This window comes from Microcystis sp., assembly GCF_048564745.1.
Classification (GTDB): Bacteria; Cyanobacteriota; Cyanobacteriia; order Cyanobacteriales; family Microcystaceae; genus Microcystis; species Microcystis ichthyoblabe_A.
Window position 1 is genome coordinate 56,963 of record NZ_JBLZRT010000012.1, and the last position, 16,687, is coordinate 73,649.

Consider the following 16,687-nt stretch of genomic DNA (forward strand, 5'->3'; position numbering starts at 1 on the left):
AAATTGCGATAACATCAAAAAAAGTCAGGGAGAGGATAGCTATGCTCGATCTTGCGAAATTAGCGGCAAAAATGCCAGGAATCAGTCAACATTTTCAACAGGAAGTGACAGCTAGTCGCGAGCGCGTGCAACGGGCTAAAATTCTTTTAGAACAGGCTCAACAGCAACAGGAAAAACTGCTAGAACTCTATCATAACTGGCACGATCGCCTAATTTTCTCCGTTGCACTACCGATCGAACCTCTCGACACCCGCATTACTATCCTTCCCGCTCCCGAAAGTCATAGCGTTTTTGCCACGGATGGTTCCCAAATTGCCCCTTCTCACCACGAAATCGCCTACTGTTATCTAATTAATATCGGTAGGATTATGTTGCACTATGGTCAAAATTTGCACCCTCTCCTCGATAGCATTCCCGAAGTCTATTACAAATCAGAAGACCTCTACATTTCTAAACAGTGGGGTATTCGCGTGGATGAGTGGATGAGTTATCGTCGGACGGTATTAGAAAGCCAAATGTTAGCAGAAATGGCTACCCGTTGGGTAAAACCCCCTGGGGCCCATTATGAACCAAATTTAGCCCTTGTGGATGGTTCTTTGATCTATTGGTTTATCGATAGTCTCCCCCCGGAAGCAAAAGATTTAATTTTGCCACCGATTTTTCAGTCTTGGGACGATTTAAAATCAGCTAGAATCCCGCTTATGGGTTATATTAGTGCTTCTCGTAGCACGGAAAGCTTAAATTTCCTGCGTTTACAATCTTGTCCCCATGATACTCCCAATTGCTTGATCAATTGCGGTGATTTAGACCCAGAAAAAACCCCTTGTCGCGTTGTCGATCCTCTCCGAGATGCTTCTCTCTGGGGTTATTTATTGGAACCGGGGCAAAGAAGTCCTTTTTGGCGCAGTTCTTTGAAAATACTCGATCTTTATGGGGATGAGCATCGCATTTACTTCTGTTATCTCCATGTGGGGACGGAAATCGCTAGGGTAGAGGTTCCTGCTTGGGTGGTGGAGGATCGAGAATTACTCGATCGCTCTTTGAGTATTTTACTGGCCCAAGTGTTAAAAGGTTATGGTTATCCGATCGCCTTAGCGGAAGCGCACAATTTAGCGGTGATTAAAGGTGGCGATCGCTTGCGTTTTTTTGCCCTTTTGGAACAACAGATGATTAAAGTCGGTTTACAGGATGTGGGAACATCTTATAAGGAAGCGAGAAAACGCAGTAGTATTGCTTAATTGAGGAGGCAGCAGATGGGGAGTGGTCACTGATAACTGATAACTGGTCACTGATAACTGATAACTGATCACTGATAACTGATCACTGATAACTGATCACTGATAACTGATAACTGATAACTGGTCACTGATAACTGATAACTGGTCACTGATAACTGATAACTGATAACTGGTCACTGAAAAAGGTGGGAATTACCCACCTTAAACTTGATTTTTGCCGAATTTTTCTAGCGACTGCTCCGATCTTGGTCCAAGACGCTGACGGGGAAATTATTATAACTAACGTGATGCTTGCTGGTTTTTTGAATTTCTTCTTTGATTTGATCTAGATCAACATAGCGATCGGCTACATTAATTAAACTATCACTGGTCATTGATCGCAAACTAACCACTTCCACTCGCGCACCACGGTAACTGACGGAATCGGCAGCATAGGCTAAATCCCCATCACCACTGACAATTACTGCGGTATCATAGGAACCCACTAGCGCCATTAAATCTACGGCAATTTCCACGTCGAGATTGGCTTTTTTGGAACCATCGGGCAATTGTACTAGATCTTTAGCGATGACTCGATAGCCGTTGCGACGCATCCAGAGGAGGAATCCCTGCTGTTTTTCGTTAGTGCGATCAACTCCAGTATAAAAGAAGGCGCGCAAGAGACGAGAACCGGCAGTTAAACGACAAAGTAATTTGGTGTAGTCAATTTCGATACCTAATTGCAGAGCCGCATAAAATAAATTAGAACCATCGATGAAAATCGCCACACGACCGCGATTTTCTAGCACTTGTTCGGGGGTGAAGACTGGGGCTGTGTCATAATCGTCAAACATTTTATTTTTCCTCGTTTGTTAAAAGTTTAGTGTTGATTGTTTGCCAGTTGTGTCCCAAAGGACAACAGACCTTAAAAAATAGAGTTATTAAAAAATTCCTTTAGGAATCGTTTAACGGCAGTTCTAGTTTAGAAAAGATCGGTTCAGGTGTTCCTAGTTGTGGATTTGTGGGTAATCCCCATTGACAGTGTTGGGAAAAAGAGACACCATCAGGGAAGTTTTCCCCATCCTCCGACCTGAAAGTATTAAAATCAATAACAAAACCTAGTTGTTGATAAATTTTACTGCTCAAGGTCGGTATTATCGGTGAGAGTAGGTAGGCAGAGAGTCTTACTGATTCCAAAACTGCGTAGAGGACTTGTTCTACCGCTGCTTGTTGTTTCTGTTTAAATAAACTCCAGGGCGCACTCTCATCGATAAACTTATTACTAGCGCGAATTAACGCCAATATTTCCTCACAGGCTTGATTAAATTGTAGCGCATCGTACTTCTGTTCAACAATGCCTCCTAAATTGATCCCCATATTCTTAAGGTGATTATCGTTGGGGATATCTACGCCAGTCAACTGGGGGGGGATATTTTGGCAGTATTTTTTGACCATGCCTAGGGTGCGATTGAGGAGGTTGCCTAAATCGTTGGCTAAATCTGCGTTAAGAATATTAACAAATCTGGTTTCCTGAAAATCGCCATCCTGTCCTAATTCAATCTCTTTAACGAAATAGTAACGGACGGCATCGGCCCCGTAGCGATCAACTAAATCGAAGGGATCGAGGGTATTACCGAGACTTTTGCCCATTTTCCGCCCGTCTTTGGTCAAAAAGCCATGGCCGAACACTCTTTTGGGCAAGGGTAAACCCGCCGACATTAGCATAGCTGGCCAATAAATGGCATGGAATCTTAATATATCTTTACCGATCAGATGCAGATCGATCGGCCACCATTTGGCCAAGGCATTTTCTAGGGTGGGTTCGTCTTCGGGGTCGAGAAGGGCGGTAACATAGCCAAGAAGGGCATCAAACCAAACGTAGATGGTATGCTTACCATCGTGGGGAATAGGAAACCCCCAAGCCACATTAACCCTAGAGATGGAGAAGTCCTGTAGTCCCTGGTTGACGAAGTTGAGAACCTCATTACGTCGGCTTTCCGGTTGAATAAAATCGGGTTGTTCTTGGTAAAGTTGTTCTAGTTGTGCTTGGTATTTAGAGAGGCGGAAAAAATAGTTTTCCTCGTCGCGCCATTCGGCGGCCAGATTAGTATGAATGGGACAACAGCCATTATCTAACAGTTCTCTTTTTTCCTTAAATTCTTCACAGGCGACGCAATACCAACCCTGTTGGCGATCGAGATAGATATCGCCCTTTTCCCAGACTCTTTCAAAAAATTCGTTAACAATTGCCTGATGACGGGGGGCAGTGGTGCGACTAAAGCGATCATACTGGATGTGTAGCTTTACCCAGAGATTGGCAAAACTGGTGACAATGCGATCGCAGTGTTCCTGGGGATTGAGTCCTTTGGCTGCCGCAGTCCGTTCGATTTTCTGTCCGTGTTCGTCGGTCCCTGTAATTAGGAGAACAGAATTCCCCTGTAACCGCTGCCATCGTGCCATAACATCCGCTACGATCGTTGTGTAGGCACTACCGATGTGAGGGATATCGTTGACATAATAAAGAGGTGTTGTTAAAGCAAATGTTTTTCGCTCATTTAAATCATTCATGAAATTTATTTTTTTAAATAGACGAGGCTGCCCCGAGGCTGATCCGTAGATGATTGGGACATAATCCCTTATATTTTATGATCCTCTAATTCTGTTTTATCCTTTAGTTGTAGTCTAAGTCAATAAAAACAATCTTAAGGCCGATTTTTTTTTTCCATGAAGCTGCTTACCCCCCTATCCACCTCTCGTTTAATTCTTGATACCACGCGCACGAGTCTGTTTACCGTCGGTCAAGAAAATCTACCCGGCCAAGGAGTGGCGATCGTGGTAAGTAACCATCGTAGCTTTTTGGACGCGCCGATCTTAATTCAAGCTTTGGGCAAAACTCTCCCGATCGCCTGTCATCACTACATGGGAAAAACGCCACTTTTGCGGGAATTAATCGGAGAATTGGGCTGTTTTCCCTTTGATACCCCCGAAAAACGCCACCGGACTTTTTTTCGGCAAGCAACGGATTTTTTACAGTCCGGACGATGGATCGGTTTATTTCCAGAAGGTGGATCGCCGATGTTAAATTTGACTGCTACTCGTCAAATTAGCCGTTTTCAGAGCGGATTTGCCCATTTAGCCCTGCGTTGTCCCGTGGAGAATTTATTTGTCTTACCTGTGGCTATTCTCTCCGAGTCGGAAACTGTTATTAGTCCTTTTCCCGTGCGTTTGCTGCGCTGGTTAGATACCACAGAACCTTTATTCGATCAAGATGGTTGGCATCCCGTTGTCTTTTATCATCGTGTCAAGGTGGCGATCGGTCGTCCCTATGGAATTACTGAGAGCGATCGCTCAGATTATCAAGGTAAACAAGGAAAAAAAGCCCTTAATCGTTTAATTGGTCATTGTCAGTCGGAAATTAGCGATTTATTGCTGAAAGGGTAGGTCAGGAGACAGGAGACAGGAGGCAGCTTTTTTCTTCCCACTTCCCACTTCCCCACTTCCTAATTCATAATTCATACTCCTTTTTCTTATTGCGCTAATATTCTGACTAGCTCTGCTTTCTTCATCTTGCTTAAACCAACGATTCCTTTTTCTTTGGCTAGAGTCTTTAATTCGGAAACAGTCTTGAGTTTGAGAGTTTCTTCTGAAAATTCCTCAATCACTGCATCTTGTTGAGATTGAGGAGTGAGATAAAAGACAGTTTTGAGTAAATCTAATCCCTTCCCTTTTGTAATTCCACACTTGAGGGCAACAATTGAGTCTAAACTCTTCCAGAATTGACGGGGAGCCTCATCAATCCTAGCAGTAGCAGTAGCTAATTTAACTGTTTTTAGGGGGCTATTCGGTTGTTCAATCAAGAACTGTAAAGCAGATTTAATTTCTTCTCTTGAAGCTGTTGACAGATTTAGTTTTGGGGTTTCTTCTCTTGCCAAAACTCTGGATATATTCCTAGCATCTTCTGTTCCATCGGCAATAATACACCAAATTCTTTCTAGTCCAGCCCTTTCAGCCACAGCATAAACAAATGAGTTGCCGATAACTTCATAGCGATCCTCTGATAATTCTTTGACGATTACAGGCAGCCAATTGCGTCCACCTGTCTGCTGTAATAGTTTAGCAGTAGCTTCAATTAAAAAACTATCAGCATCGGTCCCATTGGTAATTTCTATTTCATCTAAGTAGAGATACTTTAAAGTACCAATATCGGTATATTCCATCATTGTAAAAAATACTCCTTTGCTAAGTCTTTGTAATAGTCATAAACGGAAATATGTTTATAAACGGCCGGCACGCGAGCGAAAGCAGCACTGGCTATAATAGCGTATTCTGGCAGGTGATGAATATGTGAATTTTTACTGGCAGGAGTGTATTTGGGATAAAAATAGTGTACAAGGTTTTTGTCATTTTTTAGTATTTGATTAATTTCTTTTTGGGCAATCTCTAACTGTGGTTGAGTAATCTTCTCACCGTTGAAAAAAATTGGTAAGGCTATGGGAGTCCCATCTTTTTTTAATTTTTGCATTGGCGGCAGAAACTCCTTGATGGCAATAGCTGCATTATGAAGGGAGAATGAATTGTTATGTTTTGTGGGTAAGAGGACAACATCAGCAGCATAAACAGCCAGCTGGCTAGGAAATCGCCAATTGGGAGCTGCATCTATAAAGATGTAATCGTACTCATATCTAGCTAAGTCTAATTTTCTATGGAGAGTGAATATTTTCATTTGAGAATTATACTGAAAGTCCGGATAGTCTGCCATTTTAGGATCAGCAGGAACAACGTCGAAGGTAATTTGTCGTTTTGGATTCTTAAAAGTATAGGGAATAATCACTGATTTTAGATCAATATTGCGGTCAGTTAAAGCCTTTTCTAGTAGTCCATCTTCTGGGTTTATAGTTAGGATAGATTTAGTTAAATCTCGTTGATTAAAATCAAAGTCTAAAACTAAAACTTTTTTACCTAAAAAAGCAAGAATAGCGGCAAGATTTACGGTTGTGGTGGTTTTGCCTACACCGCCTTTATTATTGTAAACAGTAACCGTTAATGCTTTGGGAGTATTGTCAATTTTTGTCTTGATCAGAGCTACGGTCTCATCAATGTTCTCAGGAGTTAGCTCTATGCAAGTAGTGGCAGGAAAAATGATTTTACCATGTTTTCTAAATAACTGGATGTGCGAACCGTTAGTGATAATTCCCCATTGGGCTGCTTGACAGTTATTCCCTAATAACTGACGCTTTAACTGATTGACAGTTGCCTTATAACTTGGACTATTTTCAGTTAGGTTAATATCTCTACCTTTTAACTCTATCAGCAGAAAAGGATTACTCTTTGTCTGCAAAAAAATATCGTTTTCTAGGTTTCTCCGAGTGGCAAAGTCGGTAATCCCACCGCCTCCCGTGTCGTACTGTGGGATTATCTCCGTGGTTGAAAATCCTAAATATGATATCAGGTAAGGTGCAAAGTTGGTGCTAACGATCGCTTCAGACGCATCTTGAGGCAAATGCTGAAGATAAGATTTGAGACTTTTTACTTTGGGGGTGTTATCTTTCATTTGAGTTCACAAACTATAGACTAAAGTTAATGAATTGCTGTTTTTTTGAGTATAACACCCCATTTCCTCAACCCCTAAACCATTATGGAAAAATTAACTAATCTCGATCGCATTGCTGAAGAAATTTTAGGTTTAATTCCAACAGAAACGGTTATCATTGCCGAATTTGACGGTGATAGTATTGATTATCGTGCGGGTGCGGGTAAAAATACCCAGGCAATTGTGGGCAAAAGGGGTGATATTGCCACGTCGGGATTGTGTACGGTGGTTTACCAGGGGAGTTGTCCGGTGGTGGTAGGACAAACCCTCGGAGATAATCGCATTCGTCAGGATATAGCGGTGGCTTTGGGGATAAAAACGGCTTTAGCTGTGCCAATTAGGGTTAATAATCGGTTATTTGGTGCAGTAATGCTTTTAAATCGTCTCGATGGTCAGGAATTGACCGATCGAGATAGTTTATTAGTGGAGGAATATCTGAACTCGCTACTCAGAGATGAGGGATAGAAGCGGTTGGGTAATCCAGTTGAATGCTACGGCGATTTGATGGTTAAGGGTAGGCAGACGGTAGAGATAGACTAAGCGACGGGTAAGATGGGCAAGGGGACCGGCTAATTCTAGTCCTAAACCGCTAATCGTAGCTTCATCGACTCCGAGGGTCAACATTTCGCCTAAAGGTTGATAACGGAAGGGTAAAGCTGGTTTATCGTGGAAACTCGCCCAAATATTCCAAGCGCAGTAGTCGGACTGTTGAAGGGCTACTTGGGCCGTGGCAGCGTATGGTTTATCCTCTTGGTCGCGACTATCGGCCGCATCGCCGATCGCGTAGATGCTGGGGTTTTCGACAGTTTGTAAATATTGATTAACTTTTAGTAATTTGCGCTCATTATGTGCTATGGGCAAATTAGCGAGCAGTGGGGAGGCGATCGGGCTAACGGTCCAGAGAATTAGATCAACGGGGATATTGTCGATCTGTCCTTTGTAGTCAAGGGAGAGGCGATCCGCTTGGATGTCGGCGACGGTGGTTTCGAGGTCTAACCAAACTAGACGTTTTTCTAGGGCTTTTTTGGCGGTGTCGCGGTTAAATTGGGTTGAAGGGCCAAGTATATCGCTATTTCTTTCGATCAGACGAATTCTTCCCCTTTCTCCGAGGCGATCAGCCAGCTTACAGGCTAATTCTACGCCGCTATAACCGCCCCCGATAATGGCGACCCGAATTTTATCGCGATCGGATTGTTCTAGGGTTTTGAGTCGATCCCGAAGACGATAGGCATCCTCTAGACTACGAAAAGGGATAGCGTGGGTTTTGGCCCCGGGTAGGAATTCAAGGGAGGATTGACCACCGAGGGCGATCACGAGGCGGTCATAGCATATATCGTTTTGATTGTCAAGGGTTATTTTATGATTATTAACATCTATCGCCGTGACGGTTCCCTGTTGGAAGTCAACGGGGGTATTAGCGAGCAATTCGCTGAAAGGGGGGGCAATTTCCCAGGATTGTAGTTCTGAGGTGACTAATTCGTAGAGAAGGGGAGAAAATAAAAAGCGATCGTTTTTATCAATTAAGGTAATTTGGGGGGGGTGTTGATCTTGCCAAGGCAATTGACTCAAACGTAAAGCAGTATAGAGTCCACCAAAACCACCACCGAGAATACAAATTTTTGGGTTTGAGTCAGTCATATCGATCGCTGAGGGTTTTGTTTCTTATTTTGACACTCCCTGCCCTAAAATGGACGGGGATTCTCGGTGCAATGACTCCAGTTATCTTGACATCCCTAAAATTAGATTGGCAATCATAGTTTAATTATCTGCCCAGCCAAATCGTCAGCAAAGCCACAATTGTAGCCAGAAAAAGGATATGATTCATCCAATCATCGAAAGACCAATTTTTAAACATAATTTAGTTCCTTAAAATCGAGGCTTACCGCTCAACAGCTTACCTTAATTTCTAATAGAAGTGCTATCGGGGGCAGCTGGTTGACTCTGGCAATATATTAAGATTAGTTAAGGGCAGTAAAGGGATCGTTAAATCAATCATAAATTGTTATAGTCCATCTCCTCTAGAGCCTAGCATAGAGGGGAAGCCCCCTTAATCTCTAGGTAATTGTATGAATGGACTACAACAACAGATTATCAGTCTTGATCGGAAAGTCGATCATCTACAGGATATTGTCGAAAGCCTCAGCCAGCAAATTGCTATCCTAGCTGGGGATAAATCGAGTCGTTCCCCGCGAGAATCACTGGAAATGGTCGGTTTTTCCGAGTTATCCGATAATAGCCTCTACGATCATAAAGATATTCTCCGAGATCACGGTGGCAAACAGGCCCCGGCTGTCAGTGGAGAAAATTCTTTTGCCGATGAAATCCAAATTCGCCGATTGACGGCACAATTGACGGCGGCTTACAATCGCATTGCAGCTCTCGAAGAACAATTACTCAGCTATCGCATCCATTCCTAGTTAATTTCTGCCTAGAGGATTGGTTAAACCGGGTAAGGTAGGATTAGTGGGCAAATTGGGCAAAGGATTGCTATTTTCTATTGTGGGATTGTTAGCTTCCCCCGATAGAGTCGCTAAAGCCACGCGATCGCCGCCCACCTGTCGCAGTAGATCTAAAACCCCAACCACTTCGTTATAACTGGCATTTCTGGAGGCATTCAGTACCATCAGTCCATTGGGACTATATTGATGATAATTCTTGATTGCCTCGAATAACTGGAGGCGAGTCACCATCTGTTTTTCGACGTAGAGTTGTCCGAAATCATCGAGACTAACCACCAACATTTCCCGCATCGGGGTGGTAGCGGTACTAGCTTTCGGTAAATCAAGACTGATAGCCTGTTGGCGAGATAATCCCACTGCACCGAGAATAAAGAAGGTGAGAATACAGAAAATTACATCGATCAGGGGAATGATATTAACCTGCACATCCTCTTGAATGCGGTGTTGATCATGCCATAATTTGAGCGGACGGGCTGTGATATGGCTACTTTTTGACTTTTTGTGGTTAAGAGATTTAGTTTCGGCCATGGGTTATAAGGGGGAGACTTAGCGATCGAGGGGTTTTTCTAGGTTAGCACTGAGGGAGTATTGTTGGTCTTCTCCATCTAGCCAACGTTGACGGTAGATAATTTCTAAATCACTGCCAGCCTTGCGAAAAATTCTAGCTTGATTGAACCAGAGTCCCTGAAAAATGCGATAGAAAGCGAGGCTAAAGATAGCGACAATTAAGCCGGTAGCGGTGGAAATTAAAGCTTCACTAATACCTAAAGTTACTCCGGCTGTGGAGGAAGTTCCCAGGTCACTCAGTTGAATATTAGCCAAAGAGGTAATTAAACCGAGTACCGTTCCTAATAATCCTAGCAGGGGAGAAAGGGCGATGACTGCCTCAAGGATTTTATCGCCCCGTTTCATTAGAGATAATTGTTCATCGGCAGCTGACTCGAGGGCAAAGTGAAAAACCTCTGGATCTGGATTTTCTAAGCGCAGGGGAGCATAAAGATAGCTACCGATGGGGTGATTGCGGGAATCCCTAGCGACTTTTGCGGCCAAATCCCAGTTACGGATGGCGGATTCCATAATGCGATTTAAAATCTGGCCCTCACTAAGGAGGGTGCGACTCCAAAACCAAATTCGTTCGATAATAGTGCTAAGAGCTAAAATAGACAGAAAAAGCAGCGGCCACATAGCCACTCCGCCTTTTTGGATTAAATCAGTTATACTCACGAGTTGTTTTGTCCCTCCAATACCGGGCGATCGGGTAATGATTATAGTTTAAGATTTAAGTCGATCAATTGAGATTTGACATTTATAGTTCTTACGCTGACTCAGAATACAGGATGAGATGGGGCTTTTCAAGGGGCCAGGAGATCTAAAAAGGCAAGAGTAAAATTAATATTAACGATTTCAGTAAACCTCTGGCATAATCAATTTTTAGTGGTTCAAAAACGTCAAAAATAAGGATTAAGTGGCATAAAATATGTAAATAGAGCATTTAATTGATTATTATTCATTCTTAGTTCTCCGGACGACCGACTACTGGCCACTGACTCCTAATCAACCTCGACAATTTTTGATTTTTACAAGAGGTCTAATGATTGGCCCGACTCTATTTGAACCTAATTCTTGCCGGAGAAGTCCAAATCTTAGGTCTCTAGATATCGATTAGCCAATGACTATGAAAATCCTCGTCTCTAGGGCTTGAAAAACTTGTAGGGCTTCTATTTTCGGGTTAATCAAGGAAAATTCCCTCAACAGCACTTCGCTTAAACTATAGCGTTTTTCAGTCTGCTGAGGTACAAAAGTTATGGGTTTTAGGCAAAAGGCAAGAGGCAAAAGGGAAGAAAAATAGGTGTACCTCACTAGCTTAGGAAACGGTATATATTGGGACTAAGTGTATTAGAGTATATGTACTTGAGTCTATACTCTTTTGGGCTTAATCTAGTCCGCCTTAAGACTTGGTAGATTATTTTAACGCAAGTCCATGTTGCGGTTAATTTTGGGCTTTCGCTGCCGAAAAACTTGGCTAAGATTTTCCCCGATAATGCTAGGAATATTCAACTATTAAACTGGTGATCGATCCTGCCTTCCTAAAACTGTAAATTTGACAAAAACTGATAACTGACTACTGTTTTTGATTAAGCCACCAAGAGGAAATCGTTGGCTGTTAGGCTAGGATTACCAGTGAAAACTGCAAAATTAGCACCGGTTCCCAAACCCGCTGCGCCACCATTTTGGTTATAGAATAGATGACCAGTGCCACGACTATAAACAATGAAAGCATTACTAGCGGCAACTAAACTATTATTCGCAACGACGGCGAAATTACTAGCTTGACTAAAACCGTTACCAACCCCACTGGTTAAAGCGGCAAAAGTAGTTTTACTCAAGACAATTTTATCTTGATTAACTACGAAATCGCTGATCGTATCTACCCCAAAATCGCTGGCAACAAAAGCACGGATAGACCGGAATTCAAATCTGTCCACTCCCGCTGCACCGGTGAGGGTATCGTTACCCGCATTACCCGCGAGAGTGTCATTCCCTAAACCACCATTGAGGATATTATTGCCACTATTACCTGTGATGCGATTATTACCTGCGTTACCAGTGCCGTTAATCGGATTCGTGCCAGTCAGTTGTAGGTTTTCTAACCCATTTGTGAGGACGGTGCTGACATCGCTTTCGAGAGTATCGGTGATGGTGATCGTCGCCATCGCACGGGCGATCGTGGCGTTGACTGGGTTGGACAGGGTAACGGTAAAGGTTTCGTCCGCTTCGTTGAGGGTATCGTTAGCGATCGGGATGCGAATAAAAGCGGTGGTTGTATTGGCCGGAATCGTCAAAATTCCTGAGGACGCGGTGTAATCTGCGACCGCGATCGCCGTGCCGTTGGCGGTGGTGTAGTTGACGCGGATCGGTTCACCGAAAGGGCCGTTAAGACGGACGGGGATCAATGCGTTCGCTTCCAATCCCTCCAGGAAGATCAGGTTATCGATCGTCAGGGTCGGTAGATCGTCGTTGGCGATCGTTCCCGTGATGGCTTCCGTCGTCCCGCGGGTATAATCGACTCCTGGCGTGATCGCGAGAGAGACGGTTTCATTGGGTTCGATGAGCGCGTCGCCGACGGGATCGATGGTGATGATCGCCGTACTTGCGCCCGCGTTAAAGCGTACCGTTCCCCCAGTCGCGGTAAAAGTGAGCGCCCCAGTTTGGGTATAGTCGGTGGTCAAGGTCGCGGTTCCCGAGACACTGAAGTTCACCGCGAGGGGATTGGTGAGCGGGCCGCGACGGGTGAAGGTATAAACGAGGTTCGGCGTACCGTTCTCGGTGACAGTAGCTGGGGTGAGGGTTAGGGTAATATCCGATAGGTTCGGTAAACGACCGATCACGGTGTCGCCGTTGAGATCCATCTCGAAATCCCGCTCTAGTTGTAGCGCGGTCGGGGAGGTGGGGGCGATCGGAGCGTCATTTCCCGCAAACTGCCAGTCCCCGTCCATCGTCCAAAGTTCGAGCGCGTTCGTCGTCGTGTTTCGCCAGACGATCTGATTAATTCCGTTTAGCGTTTCCGCGCCGAGAATCTGTCGTCCGGGATTCGAGGTTTCCGTCAGGGGTGTACCGTTAATCGCCCCGATCGCCGTATCTCCTAAGCTCGTTCGGGCGTAGAGTCGGTTCAGGGTATCCCGGACGATCGCGACCGACCCCGCCGCTTCAAGGTTGCTGAAGGTCATACCGATCCGGCCGTCTCCGTTGGCGTCGAACTGGAATTTTTTCTCTAGATTGTACGCATCTAGGGTATTTAATCCGTTTGTACTATCCCCGCCGAGCCAGCGCCAATTCGTATCGGTGTACCAAACCTGAAGATAGTTATTGCGGGTATTTTTCCATAAAATCTGGTTGAGTCCGTCGATCCGCTCGACTGCGAGTGCTTGCCAATCGGGATATTGACCGATCCGGAGCGGTGTATCCTCTAGGCTATAAAGCGGTAGGGTTTCTTCGCTTGATCCCGCGTAGAGACGATTGGCCGAATCGCGGACGAGGGTGATATTACTGCCGAGACTCGCAGGTTCGATCGCTGTGTAAACATCGTTATCGGTGAGGGTGATAACCGCGCCGCTCGTGGCTCCGAGGGTGTAGCCAGTTCCCTCGACGATCTGTAAAAGCACGACTTCGTTCCCCTCGATTGCCGTATCCTCGAGCGGGTTAATCGTGACGGTGGCGGTACTACTTCCCGCCGCGAAAGTAACTCTTCTGGTGAGATTACTGTAATCTACCCCGTTGGTAGCCGACCCAGCAAGGAGATAGTTCACGGTCAGCGCGTTCCCTATATTCCCGCTTCGGGTGAGGGTAAAAACGCCCGCGTTGGCCGGTTCCCCCGCACTGCCATCGCTAACAGCCACGGTGATCGTGGTTACGGGACCGGCAGGAACGAAGACAAAAACCTCGTCGCCTAGACTGATATAGCCTCTGACCCGAGCGATCAGTTCATCGGGTTCCCCCAAAGGTTTAATCAGGTAAATTTCCACGTCATTGCTGAAAGGGGCCTTCTGGACGAGATAGTCCGCTCGCGAACCGCGTAGTTGAATCCGATCGCCCTCGGAGAAATTAGCATCTTCGATATCGGCGTAATCTCCACTGCCCGAACTACTGGTACTACCGTCATCGTAGCCGCTCCAGTTCGCGTCACCGAGGATGAACAGATCCGCCCCCGCTCCCCCGTAGAGATCGTCCTGTTCGTTCCGTCCGGGGGTGGATGCGTTGGGGTTGACCCCGATCAGGCGATCGTTATCATCTCCCCCGACGAGGGTATCCCATCCCCAACCGCCGATGAGAAAATCGTTCCCGTCCTCCCCGAAAAGCGAATCGTTCCCGCTATTACCGTCGATGGTATCATCGCCGCCGTTGCCGCGGAGGCCGCCATCCCAGAAGGTCAAGCTAAAAAGAAAACTATCCGATCCCCAACCGCCGAGAATAAAATCGTTATCCTCCGTACCGAATAGATTGCAACGCTCGATCGAGATCAGCGTATCGACTTTATTGCCACTAATTACCATACCGTTACCTGTCACGGTATCGTAGGTCATGAAAACTGGGCTACCGGAAAAATCGATCGAGTAGGTATCGGTTCCCGCACCGCCATCGACGGTATCGTTTCCATTCGACGAGAACAATCGATCGTTTCCTGCGCCACCGAAGAGGTAATCATTGCCCTCCCCACTGTCAAGATCATCGTCCCCGTCACCCCCGTCAAGGTTATCGGCTCCATTGCCGCCGAAGAGATCATCGTTTCCCCCGTTGCCGTAGAGGGTGTCGTCGTGATTCTCGCCGTAGAGGTTATCAGCATTGTTCCCCCCGTAGAGTAGATCTTTATCCTCGCCACCGTAGAGAACATTATTGCCAGGGTCGCCGTAGAGGGTATCGACCCCATCGCCGCCGTATACCGTATCTCTTCCCTCGCCCCCGTAGAGGAGATCGTTATCGTCATCCCCGTAGAGAACGTCATCGCCGCCGTTACCGACAACGGTATCGTTTCCTTTTCCCCCGCTTACGTTGGGGTCGTTACCACCGCCACCGAGGAGGGAATCGTTAAATTCCGTGCCGATGAGAAGGAGGCGTTCTACAGAGATTAATAAATCTGTTTGATTCCCGACGATAATCCGCGGATTTCCCCCAGTACCGCCGTAGTCCATCGTTATCGCCGTCGGCAGACTATTGTAAGTAGTGTCGTAGAGATCGGTTCCTAAACCCCCGTTTAGGATGTCATTGCCGCTACCGCCGACGAGGATATCATCGCCGCCATCGCCGTTCACGACATCGTTCCCGATCCCACCGAGGAGATAATCGTTATCGGAACCGCCGTTGAGGATATCATCGCCACTATCGCCGGAGAGGGTATCGTTGCCCTGATTGCCGGAGATGGTATCGTTGCCCGCACCACCTTGAATATTGAAGTCGTTGCCCGACCCTCCGAAGAGGACATCGTTGAAGGAACTACCGATGAAGTTATCGAATTTCTCGATCGAGTAGAAAAAGTCCCGTTCGCTCCCGACGGTGATCGTCCCGTTACTCGACGTGATCGAGTAGGTCATTACTACCCGCGCTGCGGAGGCGTTATAGTCGGCGCGGTAGGTATCGTTCCCGTTACCGCCGTAGAGATAATCGTTTCCCGCGTCTTGGTAGAGAATATCGCCCCCTGCGCCGCCGTCAACGAGATCGTTCCCGTTACCGCCGTAGAGTTCATCGTTTCCCTCGCTCCCGTAGAGGGAATCGTTTCCCTCGTTGCCGTAGAGTTCGTCATTGTCGCTTCCCCCGTCGAGGTAATCGTTCCCGTTCTTACCGTACACCGAGTCATCGCCGCCGTTGGTGAAAACCTTATCGTTGCCTGCGCCCCCGTCGATATTGTTATCGTTGGCGGTCCCGCCGAATAGATAATCGTCAAATGCGGAACCCAGAAAACCGCTAAAACTCTCGATCGAGGTAAAGGCATCTCTTTCTCCCCCCACCTGGATCGTCCCGCTCCCAGTCGCGATACTGTAGGTCATGATGACGTTGCTGATCGCGTTCCGATAATTGCCGACGAAGGTATCGGTTCCCCCCCCACCGTCGATGATGTCGTTCCCCGCCTCGGTAAAGAAGAAGTCGAATCCGCCGTCCCCGTACAGGGTATCGTCACCCCCCCCGCCGAAAATTGTGTCGTTTCCGGCCAATCCCTCGATCATATCTGCGCTTGCGGTTCCCTGTAGATTATCATTGTCGTTCGTACCGACGATATCCTGCTTTTCGACCACTAGCCCTCGTCCGTCCACCACGATCGTCGCGCGATCGTCTTCTTCCCGCCATCGGTTCAGAATTTCGGGCGATAGCTCCTGTCCGAGTACGAAAGCGGCAAAAATCGCGCCCTCGTCTCCTTTTGTATCGATCGGGTTCAAAGAGCGATCAATCGCGTGACCGATTTCTTCGAGAAGAAGGTTCACCAATCCCTCGAAACTCGTCTGGCGATCAGCGATATAAATAGTATCGGTGGTGATCGAGTAAGCCCCGCGTGCGCCTGCTAAGCGATCAGCTGGGAGGACTAAGATCGCTGGTAAGTTGCTAAAATCTCCTCTTTGCCATTGAATGCGTAGGGTTTCCGCTTTGCTGGTGTCGTACTGATTGCCGAAAATTGCTGTTAAGTTTTGATAATAGGTTTCTGAATTGGCAAATTTAGCAAGAATGGCTTCTAGTCCCAATCCCATCAAGATATTGCCAGAATTAGCCGCGCTAGTCATGGTAAAAACTCCTTTTTGTTTGGCCTCTATTACTTGTTGCGGAGGAGGCTTGATTTTTATGCAGTGGCCAGAAAACTTGTTACATAATTTCATAATTGTGGGAGAGCCGTAGATCCGACCGATCCCAAAAAAACAATTAAGAAGTAACAACTCGAT

At 46.2% G+C, this 16,687-nt stretch carries 12 protein-coding genes; 4 read left to right on the plus strand and 8 right to left on the minus strand.

Going from position 1 to position 16,687, the window contains the following annotated elements:
• The first annotated feature begins 41 nt into the window (after positions 1-41).
• Positions 42-1,238, plus strand: coding sequence for a DNA double-strand break repair nuclease NurA (locus ACOCD9_RS01645; protein ID WP_419546214.1), 1,197 nt, complete (start codon positions 42-44; stop codon positions 1,236-1,238).
• Positions 1,239-1,465: 227 nt separating this feature from the next.
• On the opposite strand, the gene ACOCD9_RS01650 is transcribed toward ACOCD9_RS01645, so the two are convergent.
• Both ACOCD9_RS01650 and metG read right to left on the minus strand, forming a co-directional pair.
• Entirely contained in the window at positions 1,466-2,071 is a 606-nt protein-coding gene (locus tag ACOCD9_RS01650) for an NYN domain-containing protein (RefSeq protein WP_002743578.1), read from the minus strand.
• Between the two features lie 100 nt (positions 2,072-2,171).
• Positions 2,172-3,785 carry a methionine--tRNA ligase gene (metG, locus tag ACOCD9_RS01655; protein WP_419546215.1) on the minus strand — a complete coding sequence of 538 codons (1,614 nt, stop codon included), beginning with the start codon at positions 3,783-3,785 and terminating at the stop codon, positions 2,172-2,174.
• A 156-nt stretch (positions 3,786-3,941) separates the two neighbouring features.
• Here metG and ACOCD9_RS01660 point away from each other — a divergent pair, with 156 nt between their 5' ends.
• Complete coding sequence (locus ACOCD9_RS01660) at positions 3,942-4,658, plus strand: lysophospholipid acyltransferase family protein (RefSeq protein ID WP_287700322.1); 717 nt, start codon at positions 3,942-3,944, stop codon at positions 4,656-4,658.
• 86 nt (positions 4,659-4,744) lie between these two features.
• Here ACOCD9_RS01660 and ACOCD9_RS01665 read toward each other — a convergent pair whose 3' ends face one another.
• Both ACOCD9_RS01665 and ACOCD9_RS01670 read right to left on the minus strand, forming a co-directional pair.
• A complete protein-coding gene (locus ACOCD9_RS01665; protein ID WP_103111532.1) occupies positions 4,745-5,437 on the minus strand; it encodes a Rho termination factor N-terminal domain-containing protein in 693 nt (230 codons plus the stop codon).
• The gene (locus tag ACOCD9_RS01670; protein WP_419546216.1) at positions 5,434-6,768 is read right to left on the minus strand and encodes an AAA family ATPase; all 1,335 of its coding nucleotides are present in this window, start codon (positions 6,766-6,768) and stop codon (positions 5,434-5,436) included. Before ACOCD9_RS01670 ends, ACOCD9_RS01665 begins: the two co-directional genes overlap by 4 nt.
• Positions 6,769-6,852: 84 nt before the next feature.
• Between ACOCD9_RS01670 and ACOCD9_RS01675 the strand changes: the two genes are divergently transcribed.
• Complete coding sequence (locus ACOCD9_RS01675; protein WP_287700327.1) at positions 6,853-7,272, plus strand: GAF domain-containing protein; 420 nt, start codon at positions 6,853-6,855, stop codon at positions 7,270-7,272.
• On the opposite strand, the gene ACOCD9_RS01680 is transcribed toward ACOCD9_RS01675, so the two are convergent.
• Positions 7,252-8,445, minus strand: coding sequence for an NAD(P)/FAD-dependent oxidoreductase (locus ACOCD9_RS01680; protein ID WP_419546217.1), 1,194 nt, complete (start codon positions 8,443-8,445; stop codon positions 7,252-7,254). The two genes, ACOCD9_RS01675 and ACOCD9_RS01680, sit on opposite strands and share 21 nt — an antisense overlap.
• 428 nt (positions 8,446-8,873) lie before the next feature.
• Here ACOCD9_RS01680 and ACOCD9_RS01685 point away from each other — a divergent pair, with 428 nt between their 5' ends.
• Positions 8,874-9,224, plus strand: a complete 351-nt coding sequence (locus tag ACOCD9_RS01685; protein WP_104397605.1) for a hypothetical protein — start codon at positions 8,874-8,876, stop codon at positions 9,222-9,224.
• Here the strand turns inward: ACOCD9_RS01685 and ACOCD9_RS01690 are convergent, their stop codons facing one another.
• The 3 genes from ACOCD9_RS01690 to ACOCD9_RS01700 all read right to left on the minus strand — a co-directional run bounded on the left by ACOCD9_RS01690 (position 9,225) and on the right by ACOCD9_RS01700 (position 16,531).
• Positions 9,225-9,794: an ExbD/TolR family protein gene (locus ACOCD9_RS01690; RefSeq protein ID WP_104397604.1), complete on the minus strand. Its 570-nt coding sequence runs from the start codon at positions 9,792-9,794 to the stop codon at positions 9,225-9,227. It abuts the gene before it with no gap.
• 18 nt (positions 9,795-9,812) lie between these two features.
• On the minus strand, positions 9,813-10,451 hold the full coding sequence (locus ACOCD9_RS01695; RefSeq protein WP_002800075.1) for a MotA/TolQ/ExbB proton channel family protein: 639 nt from the start codon (positions 10,449-10,451) through the stop codon (positions 9,813-9,815).
• 950 nt (positions 10,452-11,401) lie between these two features.
• The gene (locus ACOCD9_RS01700; protein WP_419546218.1) at positions 11,402-16,531 is read right to left on the minus strand and encodes a Calx-beta domain-containing protein; all 5,130 of its coding nucleotides are present in this window, start codon (positions 16,529-16,531) and stop codon (positions 11,402-11,404) included.
• Positions 16,532-16,687: the final 156 nt, after the last annotated feature.